This window comes from Streptodolium elevatio, assembly GCF_040649515.1.
Taxonomy (GTDB): Bacteria; Actinomycetota; Actinomycetes; order Streptomycetales; family Streptomycetaceae; genus Yinghuangia; species Yinghuangia elevatio.
Genome location: NZ_JBEZFP010000085.1, coordinates 1 through 11,497, shown reverse-complemented (window position 1 = coordinate 11,497; position 11,497 = coordinate 1). Strand labels below are relative to the sequence as shown.

The 11,497-nt window shown below is 72.9% G+C and carries 9 protein-coding genes; 5 read left to right on the top strand and 4 right to left on the bottom strand.

All coding sequences use genetic code 11. The annotated features are described in order from the left end of the window. Positions 1 to 78: 78 nt before the first annotated feature. Positions 79 to 1,887 carry a hypothetical protein gene (locus tag AB0C36_RS27845; RefSeq protein WP_358359034.1) on the bottom strand — a complete coding sequence of 603 codons (1,809 nt, stop codon included), beginning with the start codon at positions 1,885 to 1,887 and terminating at the stop codon, positions 79 to 81. 304 nt (positions 1,888 to 2,191) lie between these two features. Beyond that, positions 2,192 to 4,489 carry a protein kinase domain-containing protein gene (locus tag AB0C36_RS27840; protein ID WP_358359032.1) on the bottom strand — a complete coding sequence of 766 codons (2,298 nt, stop codon included), beginning with the start codon at positions 4,487 to 4,489 and terminating at the stop codon, positions 2,192 to 2,194. Between the two features lie 171 nt (positions 4,490 to 4,660). Between AB0C36_RS27840 and AB0C36_RS27835 the strand changes: the two genes are divergently transcribed. Together AB0C36_RS27835 and AB0C36_RS27830 are read left to right on the top strand one after the other, a co-directional pair. Beyond that, entirely contained in the window at positions 4,661 to 4,888 is a 228-nt protein-coding gene (locus tag AB0C36_RS27835; RefSeq protein WP_358359029.1) for a hypothetical protein, read from the top strand. A 90-nt stretch (positions 4,889 to 4,978) separates the two neighbouring features. Beyond that, positions 4,979 to 6,151, top strand: a complete 1,173-nt coding sequence (locus AB0C36_RS27830) for an epoxide hydrolase family protein (protein ID WP_358359026.1) — start codon at positions 4,979 to 4,981, stop codon at positions 6,149 to 6,151. A 115-nt stretch (positions 6,152 to 6,266) separates the two neighbouring features. Here AB0C36_RS27830 and AB0C36_RS27825 read toward each other — a convergent pair whose 3' ends face one another. After that, the gene (locus tag AB0C36_RS27825; RefSeq protein WP_358359024.1) at positions 6,267 to 6,614 is read right to left on the bottom strand and encodes an ArsR/SmtB family transcription factor; all 348 of its coding nucleotides are present in this window, start codon (positions 6,612 to 6,614) and stop codon (positions 6,267 to 6,269) included. Between the two features lie 127 nt (positions 6,615 to 6,741). Here AB0C36_RS27825 and AB0C36_RS27820 point away from each other — a divergent pair, with 127 nt between their 5' ends. The 3 genes from AB0C36_RS27820 (at position 6,742) to AB0C36_RS27810 (ending at position 10,764) form a co-directional block, all read left to right on the top strand. Beyond that, entirely contained in the window at positions 6,742 to 7,740 is a 999-nt protein-coding gene (locus tag AB0C36_RS27820) for a zinc-dependent alcohol dehydrogenase family protein (protein WP_358359022.1), read from the top strand. Positions 7,741 to 7,980: 240 nt separating this feature from the next. After that, a complete protein-coding gene (locus AB0C36_RS27815) occupies positions 7,981 to 9,540 on the top strand; it encodes an AMP-binding protein (RefSeq protein ID WP_435839128.1) in 1,560 nt (519 codons plus the stop codon). A gap of 57 nt (positions 9,541 to 9,597) precedes the next feature. Then, a complete protein-coding gene (locus AB0C36_RS27810) occupies positions 9,598 to 10,764 on the top strand; it encodes a GNAT family N-acetyltransferase (RefSeq protein ID WP_358359017.1) in 1,167 nt (388 codons plus the stop codon). Here AB0C36_RS27810 and AB0C36_RS27805 read toward each other — a convergent pair. Then, positions 10,737 to 11,354, bottom strand: a complete 618-nt coding sequence (locus AB0C36_RS27805; protein ID WP_358359014.1) for a dihydrofolate reductase family protein — start codon at positions 11,352 to 11,354, stop codon at positions 10,737 to 10,739. The genes AB0C36_RS27810 and AB0C36_RS27805 overlap by 28 nt on opposite strands. Between the last annotated feature and the right edge of the window lie 143 nt (positions 11,355 to 11,497).

The following is an 11,497-nucleotide window of genomic DNA, read 5'->3' as shown; positions in this document are numbered from 1 at the left end:
TGGGGGTGGGCCTGCCCGGGGCGCCGTGCAGGTCTAGGGGGGAAGTTCGGGAGGGGAGGAGCGGGGCGGTGGGCGAAGTCAGTATGGAGGCGGGTCGGCGTGGTCGCGCTGTCGGCCCGGCGCCCGTACCGGAAGCACGAGTTCGGCCGACGCGGCCGGCACGACGAGGTCGGCCAGCGAGCGGAGGTGCGCGGCGGAACCGAGGACGAACCGCCCGTCCGCACCGAGTTGCTGCCACATGCGGCGGGTGTTGTCACGGGGTATCGCCGGGTCGGAGTGTGTCATCCAGGCCGGTTCGTCGACCATCGCCACCGTGCGTACGCCCCGCGCACGCAACTCGGCGAGCGCCTCGGCCCAGTCCAGTCGGCTCGGGCAGACCCGCGCGTGCACCACGCTGCCCACCCGCGTGGTCAGGCCGGCCGGGCGGCTGCCGACCACGACCAGCGTGCGCTGCGCGCCGGGTCGCCAGTCGAAGTGCAGGGCCCGGTGCAAGGCGTCCTCGACCGGCGCGGCGAACTGGTCGACCACCGGCGTCGGCTGCCAGTCCTGGAGAATCGCCATCAGCTCGCCGGGCGAGGCGAACCCCGCCGTCCGGCACGGGTCGTCGGCCTGGCGGCGGTTGTCGGAGTGGTCGGCGTAGCCGATGGCGGCCAAGCGCGCCGCACCTGCGTGCCCGGGCAGGCCGCCCGCGTGGACGCCCACCCCGACGCGCAACGCGTGGGCGAGCGTCCGCACGACTTCGAGCCGCTGGGTGACCAACTGTGCCGGACCGCCGAGTTCGACGGCCACCATCACGTCCGCACCGACATCCGTGTTGTGGTGCGAGGGCAGCGACGCGGACAACTCGGCCCAGCTCTGCGGCCAACTACCGGCCTGCGCGGCGTCGGCACCCGATCCGCGCACCCGCAGGCGGACGCGGCCCGGCCGTTCCAGCGACGCCACCACCACGGCCTCCCCCGGGACGGGGATGTCCGCGCGTGCGACGGTGAGTTCGGACCACTCGCGGTCTGGCCCGGCGCCGCGTACGACCACCGGCAGCGCGGCCGGTCCGGCCCGGCCGGGCGGCCGGGCCACCGGCACCGCTGCCTCGACGGGCAACCCGCGGCGCACCGCCGTGCCGACCGGGAAGAGTTCGACGTACGTGACCGAGACCCGGCCGCCGGGCGCGGCCACCGAGGCCAGAGCCAGGTGGTACGAGCGGCGCAGCGGAACTCCCGAGCACAGCGCGTCCGCGCGGTCCGCCAGGTCCGGCGAGCCCGGTTCCGCGATGAACTCGGACACCGGCGGCGCGATCCGGCGTACGGCCGCGGCGAACAGGTCGGGGAGCAGCCAGTTGGCGCGGCGGTGGATCAGCACGTGCTCGGTGGTCTGCCCCGGGGCCTCGCCCTCGGAGGGGTGCAGCAGTTCGCGGGCCCAGGCCAGCAGCGTGTCCGGGTCGGGCGGCGCGCCCTTGAGGCCCACTCCGCCGGCGGCCAGGAAGAGCATCTCGGCACGGCTGCGCACGCCTGTGCTGGGCACCGCGTCGCTCCACTCGCGCACATTGCGGACCACCGGACCGGCGGTGACGACACCGACCGCGGACGCGGTGAGCGTGCAGGTGGCGAACCCCTCCGGCCCGGTCTCGACCAGGACCAGGCGGTCCGTCTCGCCGGCCGCGAGGCGGGCCGCGGCGGCCTCCGGGGCGCCGTACGGCCGCCGTTGCGCGCGGGCGCGCCGTTCCGCCCGTGCCACCGCGTCCTGTTCGGACTCCACCATGCGGGTGCGGGCTTCCTCGGAGAGCCGGTCGAGCCCGCGGCAGTGCTGCAACAGGGCCTTGAGCACCCGGTGGTCGCCCTGGTGCAGGCCGTCGGCGCCCACGCGTACCGCCGCACGCACGTCTTGGCGCATCGTCAGATCGTGGTGGCCGCCCGAGCTTTCGGCGTGCCCGGCACCGGGCGCGGCGGGACGGCCGCAGCCCGAACAGCCCTCGGCACTGTCGCCGCCGGGGTGGGTGCAGACCGGGCACGGCGACGGCGGCCGTCGGAAGGGCACGCTGGTGTTCATCGGGCTCCGGGCTTCGATCGTGAGCGGTTCGGCGGCCGGGTGCGGGCGGGGGATCCGGCGGCGCGCCGCGGCGTCGCGGGGCCGGTCGGGTGCCGCGCCGGTGCGGACGGCGGCGCGCGCGGGGCGGGGTCGGTCCGGCGGATCCCGGTCATGGCGGCGGCAGGGCGCACACCGTCCCGTCGAGCCGCCCGACCACCACCGGCCCGCCCGGCACCGCCGCGGCGGGGGCGTGCACGGGGCCCGCGCCCGCGTGCCGCCAGATCCGTCGGCCGCCCAGCGGGTCGACGGCCAGGGTGCTGCCGTCCGTGCCGCCCACCACCAGCGCGTCGCCGACCTGCGCCAGCGAACGCCGGATGCCGTCGGTCACCGGGAGTTCGCCGAGCTGCTCGCCGGTGACCGCGTCGTACGTCCGCACCGCGCCGTCCAGTGCCCCCGTCGAGACCGTCTCCGTCACGGGATCGGCGACGCAGGCCCAGGTCTGCGCGGTGCTGTGCGCCGACCAGTGCGGGCTGCCGTCGACCGTGTCGAAGGCGTGCAGTCCGCCGTCCGCACCCGCGGCGACGACCAGGTTCCCGGCCACGGCCAAGGCGATGGGACGCTCGCCCAGTTCGGGGCTGCGCGGCCAACCGCTCCCGCCGTCGTGCAGGTCGAGGGCGTGCAGCCGCCCCCGGGCGTCGCCGACGTAGACCGTGCGCCCGGCGACCACGGGGCCCGCGGTGATCGGCGCCCCCACCGGCTCGCCCCACTCGGCCTGTCCGTGGCCGGCCGGGAACGACCACACCACGCCCGCGCCGGACGCCACCACGACGCGCGCTCCCGGGGCGACGGCGCAACCGACCACGCGACCGCCGACCGGGCGGCGGTCGGTAAGCCGTTGGGCCGTGGTGTCCAGGGTGTTGAGCCAGCCGTCCGCCGAACCCGCGTGCAGCAGCACGCCGTCGCCCACGGGGGTGCCGCGCAGGCCGCCGGGCAAGGCGTACTCCCATTGGAAGTAGCCGGTGTGGCCGTTCATGGCGGTGACCATGCCGTCGGCGGTGGCCGCCAGCACGGTGCCGTCGGCGGTGGCGGCGACGTACTGCACCCAGTCGTCGAGCGGGCGCTCCCACTCCGTTTCCACGGTGCGCATGGGGGTCTGCGGCCGGGCGGGCACCGGGCGCCGGTGGACGACGGTTCGGGCATCGGCTCCGCCGGGCGGTACCGACACGCGCTCGGCCGCCCCGGGCGGTCCCGGGGCGCGCGGCGGAGTGGCCGTGTGCGGCGGCCCCGACCTGCGCGGCGGTTCCGGTACGCGCCGCACGGGGGTGCGGGGCGGCGGGCTGCGGAACTCGGCGGCGAACGCCCCGGGGCGTATACCGGAGATGATCTCGGTGCGTGTGCCGTCGTCGGCGGGCGGGGGCGCCTCGTACCAGCGCGGGGCGATCGTCCCGGGCGCCGTGGTCGCGGCGTCGCCGAGGGCGAGGATCTGGGACGTCGACGACGCGTCGGCGGGACCGGTGAAGGTCGGGGGCACCTGGTGCGGGTTCACGGTCTGCCGGTGCGGGGCCCCGGCCACGGGCACCGGACGCAGGGGGTGGCCCTCCAGCTTGTGGCGGTGCGCGGGTTCGAGCGCTTCGGTGAAGACCGGCACCGGCGCCCCCGGGGTCCGGCTGGTGCGCAGCAGGATCATGGCCTCGGCGGCGCTCGGGCGTTCCTCCGGCCGCTTCTCCAGCAGCCGGTGCAGCACGATGTCGAGGTCGTTGGGTATGCCGCCGAAGTCGACGTCTCCGGCGCGCAGATCGCCGTAGTTCTTGTACGGGGGATGGCCGGTCGCGGCGAACAGCGCGATGGCGCCGAGCCCGAAGAGGTCGCCCGCCGCGTCGTAGTGCGTGCCCTTCTCGGTGCCGGGCCGCTCCGGCGGCATGTAGAGGAGGGTTCCCACCGCTTCGCCCGTCGCCGTCATCGGCTGGGCGCCGACCGCGCGGGCCAGCCCGAAGTCGATGACGTGCGGACCGGCGGGCGTCACCAGCACGTTGCGCGGGTTGAGGTCGCGGTGCGCGCGGCCCTTGGAGTGCAGCAGGTTGAGCACCTCGGCGACGCGGATCGCCAGCGCCCGCACCGCGCCCGCGGGCAGCGGGCCGTGCTCGTCGACCAGTTGCTGGAGTGTCGGGCCGGCGACGTACTCGGTGGCCAGCCAGGGGCGCGACGCGTGCGGTTCGGCGACGAACAACCGGGGCACGGCCGGGTGCTGAAGGTGTCTCAGGAACTCGGCCTCGCGGGCGAACCGGCTCCGGTACTCCGACTCCTTGTGGGAGGCCAGCAGTTCCCCGTGCATCAGCTTCACGGCGGCGGGGGCGTGCGAGTTGACGTGCTCGCCGTAGTACACCTCGCCGAATCCGCCACCGCCCAGCCGGTGCAGGAGGCGGAAGCCCCCGACCTGTGCCGTACGCCGTCCGAATACAGCGTCCATACGAGTCCCCACCCCCAGGCGCCGTACGACGGCTGCTTTCGTGCCGCCACTGGCCGCAATCGTTACACGACACGGCGGTGGACGTGAGAGGTTCTTCCCTCTGACCGGAGTGTCGGCGCGCTCGGGAACGAGGCAGGTGGGGAGGCATGCGGGAGTGGAGAGGTGGGAGCGGTGACGACGGCGTCCGAGGACATCGTGTGCTCGTTGTGCGGGCAGGACCACGTGGTGCGGTACCGGATCAAGGGGACCGGAGACGAGTTCTGGATGTGCCCCGAGTGCGAGTCGCTGTGGCGGCCCGGAGCCGACCCGCGCCGGTCGACAGAGGCCTATCTGAGTGTTTATCTGGAGGCCCGGGGACTCGACCCGGCCGACGTCGAACTGGAACGGGTCGAGGGGTAGGCATCCGTTTTGCCGGTGCCCTCGAAAAGTTCCCTCGCAACTTGCTATTTAGGAACGGTCCGTTCCTGTATGGACCGTAGTGTTTGAGCCATGGAGAACACGCGGCACAACCACGCAGACCAGAGCCTCCCGCACGGCGTCCGCTCCTTCCGGATCGAGGTGCCGCAGGCAGACGTGGACGACCTCCGCGACCGGCTGCGCCGCACCCGCCGCGGCGGCGAGGTGCCCGGCACCGGCTGGAGCCGGGGCGTGCCCGCCGACTACCTGGCGGGTCTGGCGGCCTACTGGGCCGACGGGTACGACTGGCGGGCCGCTGAGGCGGGGCTCAACGAACTCCCGCAGTACATGGCGGAGATCGACGGCCAGGACATCCACTTCGTGCACGTGCGCTCGACGAACCCCGACGCGCTGCCCCTGCTGCTCGCGCACGACTGGCCCGCCTCGATCGTCGAGTACATCGAGGTCGTACGCCCGCTGGCCGAGCACTTCCACGTCGTCCTCCCGTCCACCCCCGGCGTCGGGTTCTCCGGTCCGCTCACCTCGGCCGGCTGGAACACCGGCCGTATTGCCGCCGCGTACACCGAGCTGATGGCCCGGCTCGGGTACGAGCGCTACGGGGCCGGCGGCACGGGCGGCGGCGCGTGGATCGCGACCGAGATGGGCCGCCTCGCGCCGGACAAGGTGGTCGGCATCCACGTGAACGGCTTCATCGTGTTCCCGTCCGGCGACCCCGCCGAGTTCGAGGGCCTGACCGAGGCCGAGCAGGAGCGGCTCGGCCGGCTCGAGCAGTTCCGCGACGACAAGATGGGCTTCAACGCCATCCAGTCGACGCGGCCGCACACCCTGGCGCATGCGCTGCACGACTCCCCGTCCGGCCAACTCGCGTGGATCGTCGAGAAGTTCAAGGAGTGGACGGACGCCGAGGCGGAGCTGCCCGAGGACGCGGTGGACCGCGACCACCTGCTGACCAACGTCAGTCTCTACTGGTTCACCGCGACGGCCGGGTCGTCCGCGAACCTCTACTACGAGGCCGCGCACGACGCGGCAGCGTGGGGGCCGAGGGACCGCGGGACGGTGCCGACCGGTGTCGCCGTGGCGCTCAGCACCGACATCGCGGTGCGCCGTTTCGCGGACCGTGACCACAACGTCACGTACTGGTCGGAGATCGAGCGCGGCGGCAACTTCCTGCCGTTGGAGCAGCCGCAGGCGTTTGTCGACGACATTCGCGCGTTCTACCGCTCCCTGAAGGCCATCGCGGACTGACGGGCTCGCCGAGTTCGGCAGTCAGGCGAGACTAGGCGCTCCCGAACTCAGGCGTCTTCCCGAACCCGAAAGTTCGGTACGGCCCCACCGGATCTCCCTCCGGTGGGGCCTTTCGTCATGCCCGGGCGGGGCGGCGTGCGGCGGCGGGGGCATTGCGCTCGGCGTCGACGACGGCGTCCAGGAGCCCGGGGAACGCCTCGGCGAACTCGGCGTCCCTGAGGGTGTTCATGCGCGACGTGCCGACGTAGTGCTGCCGGATGAGGCCGGCCTCGCGCAGGATGCGGAAGTGGTGCGTGGCGGTGGACTTGCTCACCGCGATGTCGAAGGACCCGCACGCGATGTCGGCGTCGGCCTCGCGCAGTTGCCGCACGATGCTGCGCCGGACCGGGTCGACGAGTGCCTCCAGGACCTGCTGTAGCGGGATCGTCCGTACGTCGGGGTGGTGGGGGGTGCGGTCGTCCATGGCGCCAATGGTACGACGCTCATCAAAGTTTGACGAGCGTCGTACTTTCGTGTTGGGGTTGGACCCGGTTCGCCGCGCCACCGAGTGCGGCTCCACCTCAGGACAGTTCCCGCGGAAGGACGAAGCGATGGCCAGGACGGTGTTGTTCCACGAGTTGGGCGGACCCGAGGTGCTGCGGGTCGAGGACGTGCCGGTCGGCGACCCCGGCCCGGGCGAACTGCGCATCCGGGTGGACGCGATCGGGCTCAACAGGGCAGAGGCGCTCTTCCGCTCGGGCCACTACATCGAGCCCGTGAAGCGGTTCCCCGCGAGACTGGGGGCCGAGGCCGCGGGCGTCGTCGAGGCGGTCGGGGAGGGCGTCACCGGGTTCCGGCCCGGGCAACCCGTCAGCACGGTGCCGGCCTTCTCGCAGAACGACTACGGCGTGTACGCCGAGACCGCCCTCGTCCCCGCCGCCGCGGTGCTGCACCGGCCGGAGGGCGTCGGCGCGGTCGAGGGCGCGGCGATGTGGATGCCGTACGGAACGGCGTACGGCGCGCTCGTCGAGGTCGGCGGCCTCGGCCCCGGCGACACGCTCGTGCTCAACGCGGCCTCCAGCAGCGTCGGCCTCGCCGCCATCCAGGTCGCACACCGGGTCGGCGCCACGCCGATAGCCCTCACCCGCACCGCGGCCAAGAAGGACGCGCTGCTCAAGGCCGGGGCGGCGGAGGTCGTCGTGACCGATGACGAGGACGTCGTCGAGCGGGTGCGCGCGGCGACGGACGGCCGCGGCGCGCGCATCGTCTTCGACGCGGTCGCCGGACCCGGTGTGACGGAACTGGCGCGCGTCGTGGCCGACGGAGGCACGCTGCTGGTCTACGGCGCGCTCAGCGGGCAGCCCACCCCGTATCCCGGCGTCGAACTGGGCCTGCCGGCACTGAACATGCGCAGCTACACGGTGCTGGAGGCCACGACCAGGCCCGAACGGCTGCGCCGTCTGGAGGCGTTCGTCGCTTCCGGCTTCCGCACGGGCGCCTTCAGTCCGGTGGTGGACCGCACGTTCCCGCTGGAGGACATCGTCGAGGCCCATCGCCACCTGGAGTCGAACTCCCAGGTGGGGAAGGTGGTTGTCACGGTTCCCCGGTAACGGCCCCTCGGCCCCCGCGGCGGTCATGACGTACGATCGACGATCAAACGGTTGGAGCAAGGCCGACCAGCCTTCCACCTGAGTCGGCCGGCCCCTCCCCGCCGAGTCGTCCGCGGCCCCGGCAAAGGGAGTTGCCGGCCGTCGACAGACGAATATCGGGGGAATCAGATGAACGGCAGCGGGCCCGGCAGTCCGAAACCGTCGACCGACCCTGCGCCTTGCGGGTCCGAGAGCCATCCGGTGCTCCACGAGGCGGCGACACTGTGGGAGTTGGTCGAGCGGCGGGCGAAGGCGACACCGGACCGCCCGTTCCTCCTGGACGAGGAACGCCGCTTCTGCTTCGGCGAGATAACCGACTGGGCCGAACGCGTCGCCGCCGGCTACCTGGCTCTCGGGATCGGCGCGGGTACGCGCGTCACCTGGCAACTGACCACACGCGTCGAGTCGATCGTCGTATCGCTGGCACTCGCCCGGCTCGGCGCCGTGCAGAACCCGGTCATCCCGTTCTACCGGGAACGCGAGGTCGGCTTCTGCCTGGACCAGACCCGCGCGCAGTACTACATCTGCCCCGGGACCTGGAAGGGCTTCGACTTCGCGGAGATGGCCGCGACCGTCATCGCCAAGACCCCGCGGGAACGGGCGCCCCGCGTGCTGGAGGCGTACGACCGACTCCCCGAGGGCGACCCGGCGACGCTGCCGCCCCCGCCGTCCGACGGCGACGAAGTGCGCTGGCTCTACTACACGTCCGGCACCACCTCCGACCCGAAGGGCGTGTGCCACACCGACCGGACCCTGGTCGCGGGGGCGCACGGCCTCGCGGTGGCCCTGGAGATGGCGGATCCCGACGTCGGTTCGCTGACGGTCCCGTTCGCGCACATCGCCGGGCCCGACTACATCATCGCCCTGCTCCTGACCGGCCTTTCCGTCGTCGTCGTGGAGCACTTCGAACCGGCCTCCGCGATACCGCTGTTCGAGCGCCTGGGTGTCTCGCTGGTCGGCGGGTCCACGGCCTTCTACAACCTGTTCCTCGCCGAGCAGCGCAAGCAGCCGGGCCGCCGGATCATCCCGACGCTGCGCGTGGTGGCGGGCGGCGGCGCGCCCAAGCCGCCCGAGCTGTTCGACCTGGTGCGCGACGAACTGGGCGCCGTGCTCTGCCACGGCTACGGCATGACCGAGGCGCCGATGATCGCCCAGGGCGGCCCCGGCCACTCGCCGGAGCAGCTCGCGAACTCCGACGGCGCTCCGGTGGTGGGGATGGAGATCCGCATCGTCGCGTCCGACGGGACTCCGGCGGCGCCGGGGGAGGAGGGCGAGATCACGGTGCGGGGGCCGATGCTGTTCAAGGGTTACACCAACCCGGCGCTCAACGAAGTGTCGTTCGACAAGGACGGGTTCTACCGCACCGGCGACCTCGGCCGCATGCGCCCGGACGGCCACATCACGGTCACCGGGCGGCTGAAGGACGTCATCATCCGCAAGGGCGAGAACATCTCCGCCCAAGAGGTCGAGGAACTCCTGTTCGGCCACCCGAAGATCGCCGACGTGGCGGTCGTCGGGATCCCCGACGACGAACGCGGCGAACGCGTCTGCGCGGTCGTCGAACGCGCCGCGGGCCAACCGGCTCTGACGTTCGACGAGATGGCGTCACACCTGCGCGGACTCGGGCTGATGGCCCAGAAGATCCCCGAGCAACTGGAGGTCGTGGACGCCCTGCCGCGCAGCGAGACCTTGCGCAAGGTCCTGAAGTACAAGCTCCGCGAGCGGTACGAGGCGGCCCCCTGGTCGCCGCCGTCGCGGTAGGCACCCCGCTGCCGCGCCCGCCGCAATGCGCTTGACCTGCGTGTTAGCGTCGGCGGTGTGAGCACTGGCGAGTTCCCACCCGGCATCACGTGGCGCCGCCTCGGCGAAGCCGACTTCCCGCTTCTCAAGGAGTGGCTGGAGCGACCGCACGTGGCCCGGTGGTGGAACCACGAGACCGCGCCGGAGGCGGTCGCCCGCGACTTCGGTCCGGCGGCGCGCGGCGAGGAGCCGTCCCAGGACCTCCTGGCGTACCTCGGGGACCGGCCCTTCGCCCTGGTGCAGCGCTGCCGGTTCGCCGACTACGCACACGACTTCGCGGAGCTGGCGGGCCAGGTCGACGTACCGGCGCATGCCGCGACGATCGACTACCTGATCGGCGACGAGGCGCACACCGGGCGGGGCCTCGGTCCGCGGCTGATCGCCGCGGTCGTCCACGACACCTGGGGCGAGTACCCGGAGGTGGCGGCCATCGTCGTACCGGTGCACGCGGGCAACCGGCCGTCGTGGCGTGCGCTGGAGAAGGCCGGCTTCCGGCGGGTCGCCGAAGCGTCGCTGGAACCCGACAACCCGGTCGACGACCGCAGCCACTTCGTCTACCGAATCGACCGGCCGGCCGAGATCGACGGCGTCCAGGTGCTCGCCTTCGCCGACGGCGCGGCCTTCGAGGACTGGTTGACCGCCAACCACACCCGCCACGAGGGGTTGTGGATCAAGGTGGCCAAGAAGAAGTCCGGCATCCCGACCGTCACGGACGACGAGATGGTCGACATCGGCCTCTGCTTCGGCTGGATCTCGGGGCAGCGCCGCTCGCTCGACGACCGCTTCTACCTGCAGAAGTACGTGCCGCGCCGGCCACGGAGCCTCTGGTCGCAGGTGAACGTCGAGAAGGTCGCCGCGCTGACCGCCGCGGGCCGGATGCGGGAACCCGGACTCGCGGAGGTCCGCAAGGCGCAGGAGGACGGGCGCTGGGCGGGGGCGTACGAGTCCCAGAAGACCTGGTCGGTTCCCGCCGACTTCACCGCCGCCCTCGATGCCGACCCCGAGGCGAAGCGCGTGTTCGACGCGCTCGACAAGTCGGCCCGCTACCTGGTGGTGCTCCCCGTCCTCCAGGCCCGCACCCCCGCGGCGCGTACCGCCCGCATCGGGCAGGCACTGCGGTCGCTCACCGAAGGCCGCGCCGACGGCCCGGCCGGCGGTCAGTCCTCGGCGCCGAAGTCCCCGTAGGTCGGCTCGCCGGTACGGGCGTACGTGTTGATGACCACCCCGGTGGACGTCGGACGGCTCGACGCGAGGCCGAAGGCGCTGGGCAGGGCGCTCTCGGGGAACAGGCGCTTGCCCGTGCCGAGGACGACCGGGAACGTCAGCAGATGCAAGGTGTCCACCAGGCCCAGCGTGAGCAGCGAACCCACGAGGCGTCCGCTGCCGTGCACCTGGAGCTCGCGGCCCGGCTGCGCCTTGAGGGCGGTGACCTCCTCGCGGAGATCGCCGGTCAGGACACGGGTCTCGGCCCACTCCGGCGAGGTGAGCGTCGAGCTGGGGACGTACTTCGGGAGGCTGTTGAGGCGGCCCGCGATGGGGTTGTCCGGGTCGGTGACCTTGGGCCAGTACGCGGCGAAGATGTCGTACGTCTTGCGGCCGAGCAGGAAGGCGTCCACCTGGCCGAAGATGCCGTCCATGAAGGCGCCGAAGTCCTTGTCGTCGTAGGGGTATGCCCATCCGCCGTGCGGGAAGCCGTCGCTGCGGTCCTCGTCCGGGCCGCCGGGGGCCTGGTACACGCCGTCGATGGTGATGAAGGTGGTGGCGGTCAGCTTCATGGCGGTCTCCCTTGCTGCACATCCGCGGGCTCTGCACGACCGGCTCGATCGGCACAATCCGCGTGACCTGTCCGTCGAACGGTCCGGTCGCCCGCCGCCGACGGCGGGCGCCCGGGACGCACAAACCCAGTTGGGGCCCTCAC

What these genes read in the sequence shown, in the direction of transcription:
- AB0C36_RS27845 (WP_358359034.1), bottom strand. Translation starts at nt 1,887, where the DNA reads ATGCGCCAAGACGTGCGTGCGGCGGTACGCGTGGGCGCCGACGGCCTG.
- AB0C36_RS27840 (WP_358359032.1), bottom strand. Translation starts at nt 4,489, where the DNA reads ATGGACGCTGTATTCGGACGGCGTACGGCACAGGTCGGGGGCTTCCGC.
- AB0C36_RS27830 (WP_358359026.1), top strand. Translation starts at nt 4,979, where the DNA reads ATGGAGAACACGCGGCACAACCACGCAGACCAGAGCCTCCCGCACGGC.
- AB0C36_RS27825 (WP_358359024.1), bottom strand. Translation starts at nt 6,614, where the DNA reads ATGGACGACCGCACCCCCCACCACCCCGACGTACGGACGATCCCGCTA.
- AB0C36_RS27820 (WP_358359022.1), top strand. Translation starts at nt 6,742, where the DNA reads ATGGCCAGGACGGTGTTGTTCCACGAGTTGGGCGGACCCGAGGTGCTG.
- AB0C36_RS27805 (WP_358359014.1), bottom strand. Translation starts at nt 11,354, where the DNA reads ATGAAGCTGACCGCCACCACCTTCATCACCATCGACGGCGTGTACCAG.